The organism is Aurantiacibacter sediminis (assembly GCF_016019885.1).
In the GTDB taxonomy this organism is placed as follows: Bacteria; Pseudomonadota; Alphaproteobacteria; order Sphingomonadales; family Sphingomonadaceae; genus Alteraurantiacibacter; species Alteraurantiacibacter sediminis.
This window is the reverse complement of record NZ_JAEANY010000002.1, coordinates 541,025-556,529: the sequence shown is the minus strand read 5'-3', so window position 1 is coordinate 556,529 and position 15,505 is coordinate 541,025. Positions and strand designations below refer to the sequence as shown.

Annotated in this window: 17 protein-coding genes and 1 tRNA gene; 9 read left to right on the top strand and 9 right to left on the bottom strand. The window is 59.2% G+C overall.

Annotated elements, in window-relative coordinates:
- Positions 1-117: 117 nt before the first annotated feature.
- Positions 118-193: transfer RNA gene (locus tag I5L03_RS08245), tRNA-Lys, on the top strand.
- Between the two features lie 17 nt (positions 194-210).
- On the opposite strand, the gene I5L03_RS08240 is transcribed toward I5L03_RS08245, so the two are convergent.
- On the bottom strand, positions 211-1,488 hold the full coding sequence (locus I5L03_RS08240) for a sensor domain-containing diguanylate cyclase (RefSeq protein WP_197921260.1): 1,278 nt from the start codon (positions 1,486-1,488) through the stop codon (positions 211-213).
- 133 nt (positions 1,489-1,621) lie between these two features.
- On the opposite strand from I5L03_RS08240, the gene I5L03_RS08235 reads away from it, so the two are divergent.
- On the top strand, positions 1,622-2,611 hold the full coding sequence (locus I5L03_RS08235; protein WP_197921259.1) for a M48 family metalloprotease: 990 nt from the start codon (positions 1,622-1,624) through the stop codon (positions 2,609-2,611).
- A 6-nt stretch (positions 2,612-2,617) separates the two neighbouring features.
- Here I5L03_RS08235 and I5L03_RS08230 read toward each other — a convergent pair whose 3' ends face one another.
- The gene (locus I5L03_RS08230; RefSeq protein ID WP_197921258.1) at positions 2,618-3,136 is read right to left on the bottom strand and encodes a flavin reductase family protein; all 519 of its coding nucleotides are present in this window, start codon (positions 3,134-3,136) and stop codon (positions 2,618-2,620) included.
- 104 nt (positions 3,137-3,240) lie between these two features.
- Between I5L03_RS08230 and ribB the strand changes: the two genes are divergently transcribed.
- Complete coding sequence (gene ribB / locus I5L03_RS08225) at positions 3,241-4,491, top strand: 3,4-dihydroxy-2-butanone-4-phosphate synthase (RefSeq protein ID WP_197921257.1); 1,251 nt, start codon at positions 3,241-3,243, stop codon at positions 4,489-4,491.
- A 6-nt stretch (positions 4,492-4,497) separates the two neighbouring features.
- On the top strand, positions 4,498-4,917 hold the full coding sequence (gene ribH / locus I5L03_RS08220; RefSeq protein ID WP_197921256.1) for a 6,7-dimethyl-8-ribityllumazine synthase: 420 nt from the start codon (positions 4,498-4,500) through the stop codon (positions 4,915-4,917).
- 119 nt (positions 4,918-5,036) lie between these two features.
- Here ribH and eno read toward each other — a convergent pair whose 3' ends face one another.
- Positions 5,037-6,326 carry a phosphopyruvate hydratase gene (eno, locus tag I5L03_RS08215; protein ID WP_197921255.1) on the bottom strand — a complete coding sequence of 430 codons (1,290 nt, stop codon included), beginning with the start codon at positions 6,324-6,326 and terminating at the stop codon, positions 5,037-5,039.
- Between the two features lie 144 nt (positions 6,327-6,470).
- On the opposite strand from eno, the gene I5L03_RS08210 reads away from it, so the two are divergent.
- From I5L03_RS08210 to I5L03_RS08190, 5 genes are all read left to right on the top strand, one after another.
- Complete coding sequence (locus tag I5L03_RS08210; protein ID WP_199803227.1) at positions 6,471-7,025, top strand: hypothetical protein; 555 nt, start codon at positions 6,471-6,473, stop codon at positions 7,023-7,025.
- A gap of 6 nt (positions 7,026-7,031) precedes the next feature.
- On the top strand, positions 7,032-7,499 hold the full coding sequence (locus tag I5L03_RS08205; RefSeq protein WP_197921254.1) for a phage holin family protein: 468 nt from the start codon (positions 7,032-7,034) through the stop codon (positions 7,497-7,499).
- Positions 7,492-7,905, top strand: a complete 414-nt coding sequence (locus I5L03_RS08200; RefSeq protein WP_197921253.1) for a hypothetical protein — start codon at positions 7,492-7,494, stop codon at positions 7,903-7,905. Before I5L03_RS08205 ends, I5L03_RS08200 begins: the two co-directional genes overlap by 8 nt.
- Complete coding sequence (locus I5L03_RS08195) at positions 7,902-8,405, top strand: hypothetical protein (protein ID WP_197921252.1); 504 nt, start codon at positions 7,902-7,904, stop codon at positions 8,403-8,405. Before I5L03_RS08200 ends, I5L03_RS08195 begins: the two co-directional genes overlap by 4 nt.
- A gap of 90 nt (positions 8,406-8,495) precedes the next feature.
- The gene (locus I5L03_RS08190; protein ID WP_197921251.1) at positions 8,496-8,729 is read left to right on the top strand and encodes a DUF4170 domain-containing protein; all 234 of its coding nucleotides are present in this window, start codon (positions 8,496-8,498) and stop codon (positions 8,727-8,729) included.
- Between the two features lie 45 nt (positions 8,730-8,774).
- Here I5L03_RS08190 and I5L03_RS13625 read toward each other — a convergent pair whose 3' ends face one another.
- The 6 genes from I5L03_RS13625 to carA all read right to left on the bottom strand — a co-directional run bounded on the left by I5L03_RS13625 (position 8,775) and on the right by carA (position 15,504).
- A complete protein-coding gene (locus I5L03_RS13625) occupies positions 8,775-9,107 on the bottom strand; it encodes a four helix bundle protein (protein ID WP_197921250.1) in 333 nt (110 codons plus the stop codon).
- A gap of 84 nt (positions 9,108-9,191) precedes the next feature.
- A complete protein-coding gene (gene greA / locus I5L03_RS08180; RefSeq protein ID WP_197921249.1) occupies positions 9,192-9,659 on the bottom strand; it encodes a transcription elongation factor GreA in 468 nt (155 codons plus the stop codon).
- A gap of 96 nt (positions 9,660-9,755) precedes the next feature.
- Positions 9,756-13,085: a carbamoyl-phosphate synthase large subunit gene (carB, locus tag I5L03_RS08175; protein ID WP_197921248.1), complete on the bottom strand. Its 3,330-nt coding sequence runs from the start codon at positions 13,083-13,085 to the stop codon at positions 9,756-9,758.
- On the bottom strand, positions 13,085-13,663 hold the full coding sequence (locus I5L03_RS08170; protein WP_197921247.1) for a hypothetical protein: 579 nt from the start codon (positions 13,661-13,663) through the stop codon (positions 13,085-13,087). The genes carB and I5L03_RS08170 overlap by 1 nt, the downstream gene beginning before the upstream one ends.
- Before the next feature lie 294 nt (positions 13,664-13,957).
- A complete protein-coding gene (locus tag I5L03_RS08165) occupies positions 13,958-14,326 on the bottom strand; it encodes a hypothetical protein (protein ID WP_197921246.1) in 369 nt (122 codons plus the stop codon).
- On the bottom strand, positions 14,326-15,504 hold the full coding sequence (carA, locus tag I5L03_RS08160) for a glutamine-hydrolyzing carbamoyl-phosphate synthase small subunit (protein ID WP_197921245.1): 1,179 nt from the start codon (positions 15,502-15,504) through the stop codon (positions 14,326-14,328). The genes I5L03_RS08165 and carA overlap by 1 nt, the downstream gene beginning before the upstream one ends.
- Position 15,505: the final 1 nt, after the last annotated feature.

The following is a 15,505-nucleotide window of genomic DNA, read 5'->3' as shown; positions in this document are numbered from 1 at the left end:
CCGCTGCGTTCAAACTACCTCTTTTCAGCCGGGAAAAACTAGCTATATGAGCGCCTCCCAGCGATTCGACCTGTTGTCACTCGCTGAGATCATTCGCTTGAGAAACCAGGCAGGAATGGACGCATAGCTCAGTTGGTAGAGCAGCTGACTCTTAATCAGCGGGTCCTAGGTTCGAGCCCTAGTGCGTCCACCATCCCCTCCCACGCGATATCAAGATGATGCCACCAGCTTCGGCGTGCGTTCTGTCGTCACCGCCTTCGGCGCAATCCGCACCTGGTCTTTTCCAGCATCCTTGGCAACGTAAAGCGCAGCGTCCGCGCTCGACAGCAATTCGGAAGCTGAGTGCGAGCACTCGGGCATGGCGGACACACCGAAAGATGCGGAGACCGGGCAGTCCATCGTTTGCGAAAGCGACGCTACACGGCTGCGCATTTGTTCAGCCCGTTCGGCAGCTTCTTGCAAATTGCAATCCGGCAGGAGGACCAGCAATTCCTCACCCCCATACCGGCAGACAATGTCGGAAGGGCGTACGGCTGCAACCAGCTGTGCTGCGACTTCCTTCAGCACTGCATCGCCTTTTGCGTGGCCGTGCTCGTCGTTCAATTTCTTGAAATTATCGAGGTCGATCATCAGAGCGGCCGTCGACTGATCCTTCCTCCGCGCCGTCGCGATAAAGCGCTCAAGTGCGTCCTCCATATAACGACGATTGTAGAGCCCGGTCATGGGATCGCGCAGAGTCTGCGTGCGCAATTGCTCGCGCAAGGAAATGTTCGACAGCGCCAGTGAGGTCGAGTCCGCCAGAGCGCGAGCGACGCGCCGCGCCCTATCGACATTCGCACCATCCCCGCCGCGATCGGCCAGGATCAGGAGGCCGTAGACTTTGCCGCGCGCGATCATCGGCACTTCGATGCTCGCGACTTCACCGACATAGTGGGAGCATTGCAGGCAATCCTCGTGCACTTCGTTCAGATGGTCCTTGCCGCGCTTGAGCGCCCAGCAATTTGACGGTGTGAGCGATGCGACCGGACTGTAACCGTCCGGCATATCCCACTCGTTAACCAGATCGAGCCGGTCGCGCGAATTGTTGAACACATAGAGTGCGCCGCCGCATCCGGGCAGGAGGCGTCGACCGCTCGCGGCCAACACTTGCGCGGCATCCTCATTGCCGTCTGCGCTTTGCAGCGTGTCGGTAAGGCCGAAGAGCTCCTCGATCTGCTCTTGTGCCTCAAGCTGCTGCTGAAGCATGCGCGACTTTTCCCGCGTCTCAGCCTTGCGAAAGCGAGCCAGCAATATGCCGCTCACGATGCTGACGGTCAGGCAGGCAAGTGTCATTCCCATCAAAAGGAAACGCTGCTGCGGCGCGACGAATGCTTCGAGGATCGTGCCGAGCACAGCCAGCAATAGGCCAATTTGCATCGCTATTCGGATCGTCTTGATGATTTTACCGCTTAAGGGGTCGAAATCTGCCTGAATGTCGGTGCCCGTCATGAGGGTGTCCTTCATTGAGGGGAAGTGGCAGGAAGGCGTGAAGGGTCTTCCGTTTAATCGCCGGTATCTTTGCGTAGTTCATCGCGAAAAGCAGAGGCTCGACTGCGCCGACTCTCTGGTGCATGTCGAAACGATGACCCGGTATCTCTTCGCTTTCGCCATAACGGCTTTGCTTGCGGTCGCAGCGCCCGCATCGCTTCAGGCCCAAGAACAGTCCGATTGGGAGATGCTGCAAGCACAGGATTTGCGCCTCGCCAGGATTGCGGACCGCATCATGACGGCAAATGCGCGGCTTTGCCGGGCGCAAATGCCAATTACGGGGATGATCCTGCACAGCGCGGATCAATATTCCGATGGCGCTGAGGTTGGCACCCGCTTCGCGAATGGGCCGCTGGCGATTGCCGGCATTTTGCCGAATTCTCCCGCGGCAGAGGCTGGCCTCCAAACGAACGATGCTATCATGACGATTAACGGCACTCGCATCGCGGATTTGCCTCCGCCTGAGATAGGCAATTTGCGCGAGGCCGGCTTCGATTTACTGGCCCGCCAAGATCCCTCGTCCCCGCTCAACCTTCGCATCGTCCGTGGCGGGGCGAGCGAAGATATGATTGTGCAGCCGGTAGCCGGATGCCGGAGCTTGGTGGAAATCCGATTGGGCGATGGGCCCCGGGCACGCAGCGATGGGCGGGTCATCCAGGTCCGTTACGACCTAGCTCTGCAAATGAGCGATGACGAAATGGCGGCGGTCTTCGCACACGAGCTCGCGCACACGGTCCTCGAACATCGGCGAAGAAAAGAAGAAGCCGGAATTTCCGTCGGCGCGCTGGGAGAATTTGGCCGCAACCAGCAGGCCAATCGGGAGGCAGAGGTGGAAGCAGACAGGCTTTCGGTCCATCTCCTGTCAAATGCCGGCTATGATCCTGCAATCTCCCCTGTTCTTTGGCGCACCGGCATAGGAGGCCGATTGAGCGGCGGTATCATGGGCAGCTGGATTTACCCCTCTGCAGGCGCGAGGGCGGATCTGATCGAGCGGGAGATCGTCATGTACCTGCCCAATCGCCGCGGACCGAGCTGGCCGGGACATTTGCTTGCCCTGCGCGATCGCAACTTCAGCCGGGATTGATCCTGCCTAGATCTTGCGAGCCTTTTCCGGCGCTTCGCTGATATCGATGTAATGGCGATCGAAATAAGTCAGCGGCGTCGCATCCTCGCGGTGGCTCGCCGCAATCAATTCTCCGACGAAGATCGTGTGAGTCCCGAAAACATGACGATCCGCGACCGTGCAAATCAGGCTCGATTGCGCGCTTGTGAGCACCGGGACGCCATGCTGCTCCTGCCAATCGCCTACCGAAAATCGGTCTGCTTCGGGGATCATGAAATGCTCCGCCACATCGCGATTGGAAAGTCCCAGCACATTGACGCAAAAGCGCTGCGCGTGGGTGATCGGCTCATGCAGAGAAGCGCCGCGATTGATGCAGGCGAGCAGCGATGGCGGCGCAAAACTGAGCGAACTGACCGCTGTTGCGAGAATGCCATAGGGTTGGCCGTCATGGATCGTGGTGACCGCGTATACTGTGGCCGCGACATGCCGCATCGCCTCGCGAAATGAATCGGTCAACGCCATTTCGCTCTTTTCTATAGCATCCATGCCCGCTTAGTGGCGGGGGTTTTCGCTTGGCGCAAGGATCAATTCCAAAGCCAAATGTGATGCGCGGTGCTTGCAATCACATTTTAATGTGATAGGGGCGCCGCATGAGCGACCAAACAATCGAAAAAGTCCGCCAGATTATTGCCGGTGGCAAAATGACCCGCGCGGGCCTTGCCCGGGCTGCTGGACTTCACGCCAATACTCTGCGCGATTGCGCCGAAGTTGGGTGGAACCCTACAAGCGACACTCTCGGCAAGCTAGACCGGTTTCTCGAAGAAAATGATGACACTCCCGTGCTCGTCGGGATCGAAGAAATCATCGACGAAGCGCGCAATGGCCGCATGTACATCCTTGTCGACGATGAAGATCGCGAGAATGAAGGCGACCTGATTATCCCTGCGCAAATGGCCACCCCGGCCGCGATCAACTTTATGGCGACGCATGGTCGCGGATTGATCTGCCTGTCGCTCGACCGTGCTCGTGTCGATGCGCTCGGCCTTGAGCCGATGAGCCGGAATAATCGCGAGAGCATGCAGACGGCTTTCACCATTTCGATCGAGGCGAAGGAAGGCGTAACAACCGGCATTTCCGCCGCGGACCGCGCACGCACAGTTTCAGTCGCGATCGACAGCACCAAGGGGCCTGACGATATCGTGACGCCGGGTCATGTTTTCCCGCTCACCGCGCGCGATGGCGGCGTGCTCGTGCGCGCAGGCCATACCGAAGCGGCGGTCGATATCTCGCGCCTCGCTGGCCTCAATCCTTCCGGCGTAATCTGCGAGATCATGAATGAAGACGGCTCGATGGCGCGTCTTGACGACCTGATCACATTCGCCCGCAAACATGGCCTCAAGATCGGGACCATCCGCGATTTGATCGCCTATCGCATGCGTAATGATCACCTTGTCGAGCGCGGCGATGAACGCGCGTTCGAAAGCGACTATGGCGGGCAGTGGCGAATGATTACCTATCGCAACACCGTATCCAATAATGAGGCCTATGTTCTCCAGAAAGGCCACGTAGCGCCGGACGAGCCTACCCTCGCCCGCGTCCATCCGATCTCGGTTTTCGACGACGTGCTGGGTGAGCCCGGACCACGGAAACGCACTTTGCAACGCGCCATGCAGGCGGTCGGCGAACATGGATCTGGCGTGATCGTGATCCTCACCGGCCGCGTGGGTTCAAGCACCAATTGGACCTCGGAAGACGAGCTGCGCAATGTCGGCATCGGCTCGCAGATCCTTGCCGACCTTGGCGTACACGACATGATCCTGCTCACCAATTCCCAACCCAATGTCGTCGCGATCGAGGGCTATGGCCTCAACATTGTCGGCCACCACCCCATTCCGGAGTAATCACCCATGGCCCATTTTCTCATCGTCGAAGCGCGTTTTTACAGTCACCTCAATGACATGCTGATCGAAGGCGCGAAAGGTGCTCTCGAAGCGGCAGGCCATTCCGCCGAACTCATCACGGTGCCCGGGGCGCTCGAAGTGCCGGGAGCCATCGCCATGGCCGCGGAAAGCGGGCGCTATGACGGCTTCGTCGCCATTGGTGTGGTCATCCGCGGGGAAACCTACCACTTCGAAATCGTCGCCGGGGAAAGCGCGCGCGCGATCATGGCGCTGACGATGGACGGCATCGCGATCGGCAATGGCATTCTCACCACCGAGAATGAAGAGCAGGCAATTGTCCGCGCCGATCCCGCGCAGAAAAACAAGGGCGGTGAAGCGGCCATGGCCGCTGTCCGGCTGCTCGAGCTGCGCGATCAGTTTGATTGATCCTAGCACATCGCGTCACACCGAAGTGCGACGCTCTTGGAATTCGCCAAGGACTTGGAGGGACGGCAACGGCCCTGAAGGGGACAGCAAGGGTCCGGTTGAGACCCTGAAGCCCCCGATCAGACGCCGGCCAGTCTGCCAAAGCAAGCGCGGCCCGCGTAATGCGCGCTATCGCCCAGCTCTTCCTCGATCCGGATCAGCTGATTGTATTTCGCCAGCCGGTCCGACCGCGCGAGCGAACCGGTTTTGATCTGGCCGCAATTCGTTGCAACCGCGAGGTCCGCAATCGTCGCATCCTCGGTCTCGCCCGAACGGTGGCTCATTACGCTGGTGTAACCAGCACGGTGAGCGATATCGACCGCCTCCAGCGTTTCCGTCAGAGTGCCGATTTGGTTGACCTTCACCAGCAGCGAATTGGCAAGGCCCTTGTCGATGCCCATGCGCAGGCGATCGGGATTGGTGACGAAGAGATCATCGCCCACCAGTTGTACCTTGTCGCCGACCATGTCGGTGATGGCTTTCCAGCCTTCGAAGTCATCTTCACCCATGCCGTCCTCGATCGAGAGGATCGGGTAATCGTCGCACAGCTTGGCAAGGTATTCGGCCATTTCGGTCGGCGAGAGTGAGAGACCTTCGCCAGAGATTTCATATTTCCCATCGCGGAAAAATTCGGTCGCTGCGCAATCCAGCGCGAGCACTACATCGTCGCCCGGCTTGAAACCGGCCTTTTCAACCGAGGCCATGATGAAGTCGAGCGCATCGCGCGTGCCTGCGAGGTTCGGCGCAAAGCCGCCTTCATCGCCTACGGAAGTGGCGAGGCCCTTTTCGGAGAGCCCCTTCTTCAGCGTGTGGAAGATCTCGCTGCCCCAGCGCACTGCCTCTGCCAGCGAAGATGCGCCAACTGGCATCACCATGAATTCCTGCACGTCAATGGGATTGTCCGCATGCTCACCGCCATTGACGATGTTCATCATCGGAACCGGCAGGACATGCGCCGAAACGCCGCCGATATAGGCCCAGAGCGGCATCCCGCGCGCAGCCGCCGCAGCTTTCGCCGCCGCCATGCTGACGCCGAGGATGGCGTTCGCGCCAAGCTTGCCCTTGTTAGCCGTGCCGTCGAGCGCGAGCATCGCCATATCGATATCGCGCTGGTCTTCCACGTCGAGACCGAGCAGCAGATCCGCCAGCGGGCCATTCACCGACGCAACCGCCTTGGTCACACCCTTGCCGAGGTAACGATCCTTATCGCCATCGCGCAGTTCCACAGCCTCATGCGCGCCGGTCGATGCACCCGAGGGAACAGCCGCGCGGCCCATGCTGCCATCTTCCAGGAGGATATCGACTTCGACCGTCGGATTACCGCGTGAATCGAGGATTTCGCGCCCGTGAATGTCGATAATGGCAGTCATGCAATTGGCTCCTGAAAATGTGTTTCGCCGCCTCCTATATCTCGGAACCTTGCACTGCAACATGCGTTGGTCTCTTGAACGCGGGTGATTTACACCCATAACACACCATGAGGGACGCCCCTTCAGCAATGGAAAGGGAAAATTATGCCAGCCAAGAAAACCACGAAACCGAAAACACAGCCGAAGAAGGCAACTGTTGCCGCAACCGAAAACGCCACCGAGATCGCCGGCGCACCGGCAAGTAATGAGTCGGTAAAAACATCAGAGGCCAAGACGCGCTTCAACGCCGCCATCGAAGAAGCGAAGGCTGGCGGTAAGGCACTTACCGATGAAGCCAAGCTGCGCGCTGGCGAATATCGTGAGCAGGCACGCGTGCGTGGTGAAGACTGGGCGACCGATGCGAAGACCAAGGCCGGTGAGCTGGCCGTCGAGGGCAAGCACAAGGTTAGCGAAGGCCTGTCGGGTCTGTCGCGCGTAATCGACGAAAATGCCGGCGCAATCGATGAGAAGCTCGGCGCGAAATATGGTGATTACGCCCGTAACACCTCGCGCGCGTTGCAGGAAAACGCACAGAAGCTCGACGAGAAGAGCTTGGACGAGCTTGCCGATGAGACCCGCGCGTCGATCCGCAAGAGCCCCGTCGCAGCTGTCGGCCTCGCCGCAGTCGTCGGCTTCTTCTTCGCCCGCCTGTTCCGTTAATTCGCGGTGCAAGTACGGGACGAGGACCTGACAGTCCCGCCCCCGGCGCAGGACACAAAGCTCGCGTCGGAACTCACTGGGGACGAAACGTCGCCCGCAGCCGCATCTGATGATGTAGCTGCGGCACGCGGCTCTCTATTCGATGATGTCGAGGCACTTATAGACGACGCCCGCACCTATGTGGATGCGGAATTATCATATCAGAAAACGCGTGCGAGTTTCGTTGGCAATCGGGTCAAAAAGACCATTGCCTTCGGAATTGTCGCAGCGTTTTTTGCGGTGCTCGCCACCATCGGTCTGACCGTCGGGCTGATAATTGCGCTGACACCTCTCGTGACTGCGTGGGGCGCCACGGCCATCGTCGTGCTGGCTTGGCTGCTTGTCGCATATTTGCTCGCTCGCAAGGCTGGCAATGCTTGGGGCGAAGCATCGACGGCCATGAGCTCGCCCAGCGAGGAGAAGATTAATGGCTGATCTTAAGCGACAGCTTGAGGAAGATCTCGCCTTGCGCGACCTCGCCAAGCATCTCGTCAAACGAGATGTTGAGTACATCAAAGGTGACGTTGAGCAAAAAGGCCTCGCCTCCCGCTTTGCCGATCGCATGAAGGAAGGTGCCGAGGGCGCGCTCGATGAAAGTCGGGATTTCGTAAAAGACAATCCGGGCCGCGTCGGCAGCGTGGCTGGCCTTGGTATTGTCCTACTGATCGCATGGATTTTCCGCGAGCCTCTGTCTGAATTTTTCGGAGAACTATTCAAAAAGCTCAATCTGGAAGAACTCGCACCGGGCAGCTCAAAAACGCGGGGGGAAGAACTGGCAGATGCATTGGATGAGCATGCATCCGCCTTTGCAGAAAAACTGGATATTGGAGAAACGGTATGAGCGATACGAAAACCGAAACGAAAAGAGAAGAGATCAAAGCCCGCATCGCCGCTGCACATGCACGCGAAGAAGAGCGCCACGGCCAGAGCTTGACTGAAAAGGCAACTGAAAGCGCAACCGATGCGGCTGATGCCTTTACCAGCTTCGTCAAGAAGCACCCGATCGCAGCCGCTGCTGGCGGAGTTGCTGTAGGCGTCTTGATTGCGAGCATGTTCCGCGGCCCACGCCGCGCGGCAGCACGTGGCGGCGCAAAAGCAGTTGGGCTAGCGACCATGGGCGCAGAGCTTGCCAGCGGCTTCGCCAACCAGCTGATGGAAGACGCGCAACTGCTCGGCCGCGAAGGTAAGCGGCGCGCGGAAGACGCTATCGATAGCGCCGGCGACACTGCTCGCTCGGTCGGTCGCAGGGCATCGCACAAAGCTGGCGATGCGACGGATGCTGCGCGCATCGCTCGCCGCGAAACCGGCAAAGCGATGGCACGCGCGCTTGGCCGCCGCTGATCTCTCAGCAAATCAGCTAAACACTCTTGCGCGTCCTGTCGGCATTGCCGATAGGGCGCGCAATTCATTTCAACAGCAGGAATATCGACGATGTCGGAAAATCACGAAAACCAGCTCCTCCACATGGTCATGGGTGGCCGCGTCACCGATCCGCGCGGCGCCGAATTCCAGGATTTGAAAGATATCCATGTCGTCGGCTTTTTCGGAAGCTACGATGAAGCCGAAACCGCATGGCGCGGTTGGGCGCAGCGCACCGTCGACGATGCCGAGATGAAGTATGTAATCGTGCACCTGCACAAGCTGTTTGAGCCGGATCTCACGTAAGGCTTTAAGCAGTAGGCAGTAGGCAGTAGGCAGTAGGCAGTAGGATTACTGGCTAGCGTTTTGCGTCAACTGATCTGATCGGATCAGACCCCCGAGCATACGTCCGATTTCGTCCGCCATTTCCAAAATATCATCGGTGGTGCCGGGGCCCGATACGCCAACGCGCTCTGCCAAAAGCAGATGAGTCTTTAGCTCTTTAAGAGAGCCCCGCGCAATCTTCAGGAGATGCGAATAGCTTGCAGGCGACTGTCGCCCGTAACCTTCGGCTATATTGGCTGGAGCTGAAGACGCCGCTCTGCAGACCTGCGATGTCAGCCAGTAGGCCTCTTCACGAGGCCACGTTTTCGAGAGTTCGTAGGCAGCCGTAGCGAGATCCATCCCCCGGCTGCCAGACCAGTAGGTCACGGTAAGATCGGATTTCTCCGCTCACCCCCTACTGCCTACTGCCCACTCACTACTCTCTCAGATAAACTCGATCTTCTCGATCAGGTAAAACTTGTCACCGCTCGGCACGGTCACTTCGACCTCGTCGCCAAGGCTTTTGCCGATCAGTGCGCGCGCCAGCGGGCTTTCGTAGGAGATACGACCCTGTTTGGCGTCGCTCTCCGCTTGGCCGACGATCTGGTACTTCAGCGGCTTGTCGTCCTCATCGAGCACCGTAACGGTCGCGCCGAACACGACACGGTCGCCCGAAAGCGTCTTCGGATCGATGATCTGCGCCCGGCTGGTCTTGTCTTCGAGATCGGCAATCTGCGCTTCGACTTGGCCCTGGCGCTCCTTTGCGGCGTGGTATTCGGCATTTTCCGAAAGGTCGCCATGCGCACGCGCTTCCTCGATCGCGTCGACGATCTTGGGGCGCTCTGCCCGCAATGCCTTCAGATCAGCGGTCAGCTTTTCATAGCCTTCGGCCAGCATCGGCACTTTTTGCATCTCAAAATCCTGTCTTGTCTGTGTCACCCGTCAAAACGACCCTGCCCCGCCCGTCAGGCGGTTGGATGCAGCCGGTTATGATGGGAAAATCTATCTCTATTCGGCGCCATAATAGTCCTGCAGGCTGCGAACTGCAAGATCAGCCGCGTTTACCGACACGATCGCATTCGCCGCCGCAGCCGAAGCCGCCGCCGTGGTGTAGTAAGGAACCTTCATTTCCAGGGCCGACGCGCGGATGGATTGGCTGTCCTTGTGGCTCTGCCAACCCTCCGTGGTGTTGAAGACAAGCGCGATTTCACCGTCGGAAATCTTGTCGACGATATGCGGGCGCCCTTCGGCCACTTTGTTAACGCGTTCGACCGACAGTCCCTGCTCGACAAGATAGCTCTGCGTGCCCCCGGTGGCGACGACGCGGAAGCCCTTGTCGATCAACTGCCTGACAGGCTCCACGATATGCGCCTTGTCGCTGTTCTTGACCGAGACGAACAGCGTGCCGCTTTCCGGCAAATTCGATCCTTCGGCGATCTGAGCCTTTGTGTAGGCGGTCGCGAAATCCTTATCGATGCCCATCACTTCGCCGGTCGATTTCATTTCCGGTGTCAGCACCGGGTCCGATCCGGGAAAGCGATTGAACGGAAAAACGGCTTCCTTCACTGCCACATAGTCAAGCTCGCGCTTGATCTTGGGCAGGTCTTCCAGCTTCTCCCCCGCCATGACACGCGCGGCGATCTTGGCGATTTGCGAACCGGTGGCCTTGGCGACGAAAGGCACGGTGCGGCTGGCGCGCGGGTTCACCTCGATCAGGTAGACCTCGCCATCTTTCACCGCGAACTGCACGTTCATCAGGCCGCGCACTTTCAGCGCAATAGCGAGCGCCTCGGCCTGCCGTTCAAGTTCGGCAACGATATCATCGGGCAGACTGTAGGGCGGCAGCGAGCAGGCGCTGTCGCCTGAGTGGACACCCGCTTCTTCGATATGCTGCATGACGCCAGCGACGACGACTTGCTCACCATCGCATAGCACGTCGACATCGCATTCGATGGCGTCGCGAAGATACTGGTCGACGAGCACAGGACTGTCTCCCGACACCTCCACCGCCGTGGCGATGTAATTGTCGAGCTGCGCCTCGCTGTCGACGATCTCCATCGCCCGCCCACCGAGGACGTAGGATGGACGCAGGAGCACGGGGTAACCGATATAATCGGCCCGTGCTGCTGCCTCATCCCGGCTATAGGCGATGCCGTTTTCGGGCTGCTTCAGTTTCAGCTTGTTGACGAGCTTGGCAAACCGCTCGCGATCTTCGGCGAGGTCGATCGCATCGGGGCTGGTGCCGAGGATAGGGATGCCCGCTTCCTCCAACGCACCCGCCAGCTTGAGCGGCGTCTGGCCACCGAACTGCACGATCACGCCTTTGAGCGTGCCTTTGGAATGCTCGACCCGCAGGATTTCGAGCACATCTTCTGCGGTTAGCGGCTCGAAATAGAGGCGGTCCGAGGTGTCATAGTCGGTTGAAACCGTTTCCGGATTGCAGTTGACCATGATCGTTTCAAAGCCAGCATCCGCCAGCGCGAAGCAGGCGTGGACGCAGCAATAATCGAACTCGATGCCCTGCCCGATCCGGTTCGGACCGCCGCCAAGAATGACGATCTTTTCCCGGTCGGAGGGATCGGCCTCGTTCTCCGGTTCGCCGAAGCTGGGAGCTTCATAGGTCGAGTACATGTAAGGCGTGATCGCTTCGAACTCCGCCGCGCAGCTGTCGATGCGCTTGTAGACCGGCAAGACGCCGAGCTTCTGGCGCAGCTTGCGCACTTCGTCCTCGCTCGTGGCACCGGCCATCGCGCGCAGAGCATCATGGAGCAGGCCGGAGCGTTTCGCCTGCGTCTCACCCATGCCGCCAGCAACGCCGACGGAGCGCACCGCAAGGGTCGCAAGGCGCTTGTCGGAGAAACCCATGGCTTTCAGGCGCCGCAGCTCGTCCGCCGTGTTCGGCAGGCCGTTCTGCCCGATCATCGCCTCTTCGTAGATGATCTCTTCAATATGGCGCAGGAACCACTTGTCATAATGGGTAATCGCGTGAACTTCATCGACGGTGAAGCCTTCGCGGAAGGCCTGGCCGATATTGAGAATGCGGTCGGGCGTCGGCTGCGAGAGCGCAGCGGTTACGACTTCGCGGCTCACGCCTTCGAGGCGGGGAACGCGGTTGAAGCCATCGAGATCGGTTTCGAGGCCACGCAGAGCCTTTTGCATGCTCTCTTTGAAGTTGCGGCCAATCGCCATCACCTCGCCCACCGATTTCATCGCGGTGGTGAGGAGATTGTCGGTGCCCTTGAACTTCTCGAACGCAAAACGCGGGATCTTGGTGACGACATAGTCGATCGTCGGCTCGAAACTGGCAGGCGTTGCGCCGGTAATCTCGTTAGTAATTTCGTCCAGTGTATAGCCAACAGCCAGCTTCGCCGCGACGCGCGCGATGGGGAAGCCGGTAGCCTTGGATGCGAGAGCGGATGAACGCGACACGCGCGGGTTCATCTCGATCACGATCAGGCGGCCATCCTTCGGATTGACTGCGAACTGTACGTTCGAACCCCCTGTTTCCACACCGATTTCCCGCAGCACGTTGATGCTGGCGGTACGCATGATCTGGTATTCCTTGTCGGTCAGCGTCAGCGCCGGCGCGACGGTGATGGAATCGCCCGTGTGGACGCCCATCGGATCGACATTCTCGATCGAGCAGATGATGATTGCATTGTCCGCCTTGTCGCGGACGACCTCCATCTCATACTCCTTCCAGCCGAGCAGGCTTTCTTCGATCAGCACCTCGGTGGTGGGGCTGGCGTCAAGCCCGCTGCGCACGATACGCTCGAACTCGCCCTTGTTGTAGGCGATGCCGCCGCCGGTGCCGCCCATGGTGAAGCTGGGGCGGATGATCGAAGGGAGACCGGTGCGCTCGAGAATCTCGTAAGCCTCGTCCATGGTGTGCGCCACGCCGCTACGCGCACTCTCCAGGCCGATCTTATCCATCGCGGCGCGGAAACGCTGGCGGTTTTCGGCCTTGTCGATGGCATCGGCCTTGGCCCCGATCATCTCGACGCCGTATTTCTCCAGCACGCCATGCTCTTCCAGCTTCAGCGCGCAATTGAGCGCCGTCTGCCCGCCCATGGTGGGCAACAGCGCATCGGGACGTTCCTTGGCGATGATCTTGGCGACGATTTCGGGCGTGATCGGCTCGATATAGGTCGCATCGGCCATGTCCGGATCAGTCATGATCGTGGCGGGGTTGGAATTGACGAGGATCACGCGATACCCGTCTTCTTTCAGCGCCTTGATCGCCTGCGTGCCCGAATAATCGAACTCGCACGCCTGGCCGATGATGATCGGGCCAGCGCCGATGACGAGGATCGAGGAGATGTCTGTACGTTTGGGCATTATTCTTCGGTCTCACCCTCGGTGGAGTTGTCGTCTTCGTCGTCGGTTTGTTCGATTGCGCTCTGGCTGAAAGTGACCTGGCGGATGGTCGCGCCTTCGGGAGCACCCTCGCAGCCGGCACGCAGGGCATCATCGAATGGCAGGGCTTCCGCGCTGCGCATGCGGAGGATGCGAATGGCACCAGCCTGGAAGAATTCCGCGTCCCAGCGCTGCTCGGAAGCAAGGAATTCTTCGGATGCGGCGGGCGCGCTGCTGCCCTCGTTGAAAATCAACTGGGTGCTGCCGTCCCGCTGGCGCAGATCGGCAATTACCGCATCGACCTGTTCATCGGACAGCCCGCCGAGATCGTAGGAGAATTCGGAGCGAACAGGGTTGTCTCCCCAGACCTCTCGCCCTTCGGAGAAGCCCTGCAGGCATTCCTCAACCACATTCACCGGTTCTTCCGCGAAGAAGGTGGATTCCTCGGAGGAGGCAGTCGACGAGCTTGTGGGCTCGGGCGACGGGCTGCTCTCGCTGCACGCCGTAAGGGCGAGTGCTGAGGTGAGAGTGAAGACCGAGGTGTTGGTGAGTTTGCGCATTAGCTATCCGGAAGCAAAGGGTTTCCAGTCCCATTCAACCAATCCCAAATCGCAGGAGGTAGACTTCCAGCTGTGTGTCCCGGCGCAAGCCAGGTCAGCATATATGGATCTTTCGAGAAGAATTGATGAAACTGGTCATTTAAGGCTGCAAGTGAGAGAGGACTTTTGAATAGATATGTCCCAGCCGATGGCACGTACCACTCGAAAATGTTGCGATTCTGAGTGATGAAAACGTGCAATTGGCTTAACGTAAAGGCAGTTGGGTTGGGATTATAATTCAGAAGATAATTGTATTTATGCATCATCGCTCTCCTGCGACGATGTCGGTGATTCCGGGTTTTGTCCCAAGTCGGTTAGTTCGACTGGAGTAAGTAACGGGGGCTGATCATCGCGATTGCGACCGAGCAAGCTCACCGCAGCCATCTGTTCGCGATGCTCTTCCGAAGGAAACAGGTGCTGGTTTTTTACAGCATTGTACGCCCATACACCAAAGGTGCCCAATGCGACCGCTGACAAGATTACCAGCAGCCAAATAGCGATCCAAAGCTCAACAAATGGCAGAGGCGCCGCGCAGACCACCGTAATTATCGCGCAAAGCTTTATCCCTTCTGAAAGAAAGGTCGTCCGGCGTGACGAATTTTGCAAAAAGCTTGAGAGGGACATCACCTCAACATCCCCACAAACTTCTCGAACAAGTAGAAGCTGTCATGGGGGCCGGGGCTCGCTTCGGGATGATACTGCACGCCGAAAGCCTTCTTGCCGCTAATCGAAATCCCGCAATTCGAGCCATCGAACAGCGACACATGCGTCTGCTCCACGCCCTCGGGCAAGGTATCCGCATCCACTGCAAAGCCGTGGTTCATGCTGGTAATCTCGACGAGGCCGGTGCTGTCGCCCCAGCCCTCGCCCACACGCTGGACCGGATGGTTCGCGCCGCGGTGGCCCTGGTGCATCTTGGCGGTCTTCGCGCCAACCGCCAGCGCGAGCATCTGGTGGCCAAGACAGATGCCGAACAGCGGCACATCCTTGTCCAGCAGCGCCTTGATCACCGGAACGGCATATTCCCCAGTCGCCGCCGGATCGCCGGGGCCGTTGGAGAGGAACACACCATCGGGATCGAGCCCCATGATGTCTTCGAGAGAGGTTTTCGCCGGGACAACGGTCACCCGCGCGCCCGCCTTCACAAGGTTTCGGAAGATGTTGTCTTTCGAGCCATAGTCGATCGCGACAACATGCGGTTTCTCCTTACGCGGGGCGCGGCCATAGCCCTTGCCCAGCGTCCAGTAACCGCCTTCCCAATTCTCCTGCTTCTCGCGGCTAACGCGCACGGAAAGGTCCATGCCTTCCAGACCCGGCCATTCCTGCGCGCGCTGGAGCAAAGCGTCGAGATCGAAATTGCCATTCGGATCATGCGCGATCACCGCATTGGGCGCGCCTGTATTGCGGATGCGGCGGGTGAGCGCGCGGGTATCGACTCCTGCGAGGCCAATCTTGCTCAGCTTCGCCATCCATTCGACGAATTCGGCTTCGGAGCGGAAATTGCTCTGCACCGTCACATCCTCGCGCACGATGCAGCCGACCGCGCTTTCGACGACGCTTTCGATATCTTCGTCATTCGTACCGACATTGCCGATATGCGGGAAAGTGAAGGTCACGATCTGCGCGGCATAGGAAGGATCGGTCATCACTTCCTGATAGCCCGTCATCGCGGTGTTGAAGCAGACTTCACCCACGGCAGAGCCGGTCGCGCCGAAGCCCCTGCCCCAGACAATCGTGCCGTCAGCAAGGACCAGAACACCCGTTGCTCCCTTAGGCGCAGGCGAAGAGGCGAGAAAGGCCATG

Excerpts from the sequence above, each read along its gene's own strand:
- I5L03_RS08195 (WP_197921252.1), top strand. The coding sequence starts at position 7,902 with ATGAGCGATACGAAAACCGAAACGAAAAGAGAAGAGATCAAAGCCCGC.
- greA (WP_197921249.1), bottom strand. The coding sequence starts at position 9,659 with ATGCAAAAAGTGCCGATGCTGGCCGAAGGCTATGAAAAGCTGACCGCT.
- carA (WP_197921245.1), bottom strand. The coding sequence starts at position 15,504 with ATGGCCTTTCTCGCCTCTTCGCCTGCGCCTAAGGGAGCAACGGGTGTT.
- I5L03_RS08170 (WP_197921247.1), bottom strand. The coding sequence starts at position 13,663 with ATGCGCAAACTCACCAACACCTCGGTCTTCACTCTCACCTCAGCACTC.
- I5L03_RS08235 (WP_197921259.1), top strand. The coding sequence starts at position 1,622 with ATGACCCGGTATCTCTTCGCTTTCGCCATAACGGCTTTGCTTGCGGTC.
- I5L03_RS08230 (WP_197921258.1), bottom strand. The coding sequence starts at position 3,136 with ATGGATGCTATAGAAAAGAGCGAAATGGCGTTGACCGATTCATTTCGC.
- I5L03_RS08210 (WP_199803227.1), top strand. The coding sequence starts at position 6,471 with ATGCCAGCCAAGAAAACCACGAAACCGAAAACACAGCCGAAGAAGGCA.
- eno (WP_197921255.1), bottom strand. The coding sequence starts at position 6,326 with ATGACTGCCATTATCGACATTCACGGGCGCGAAATCCTCGATTCACGC.
- I5L03_RS08190 (WP_197921251.1), top strand. The coding sequence starts at position 8,496 with ATGTCGGAAAATCACGAAAACCAGCTCCTCCACATGGTCATGGGTGGC.
- I5L03_RS08165 (WP_197921246.1), bottom strand. The coding sequence starts at position 14,326 with ATGTCCCTCTCAAGCTTTTTGCAAAATTCGTCACGCCGGACGACCTTT.
- ribB (WP_197921257.1), top strand. The coding sequence starts at position 3,241 with ATGAGCGACCAAACAATCGAAAAAGTCCGCCAGATTATTGCCGGTGGC.
- I5L03_RS08240 (WP_197921260.1), bottom strand. The coding sequence starts at position 1,488 with ATGACGGGCACCGACATTCAGGCAGATTTCGACCCCTTAAGCGGTAAA.
- I5L03_RS08200 (WP_197921253.1), top strand. The coding sequence starts at position 7,492 with ATGGCTGATCTTAAGCGACAGCTTGAGGAAGATCTCGCCTTGCGCGAC.
- ribH (WP_197921256.1), top strand. The coding sequence starts at position 4,498 with ATGGCCCATTTTCTCATCGTCGAAGCGCGTTTTTACAGTCACCTCAAT.
- carB (WP_197921248.1), bottom strand. The coding sequence starts at position 13,085 with ATGCCCAAACGTACAGACATCTCCTCGATCCTCGTCATCGGCGCTGGC.
- I5L03_RS13625 (WP_197921250.1), bottom strand. The coding sequence starts at position 9,107 with ATGGATCTCGCTACGGCTGCCTACGAACTCTCGAAAACGTGGCCTCGT.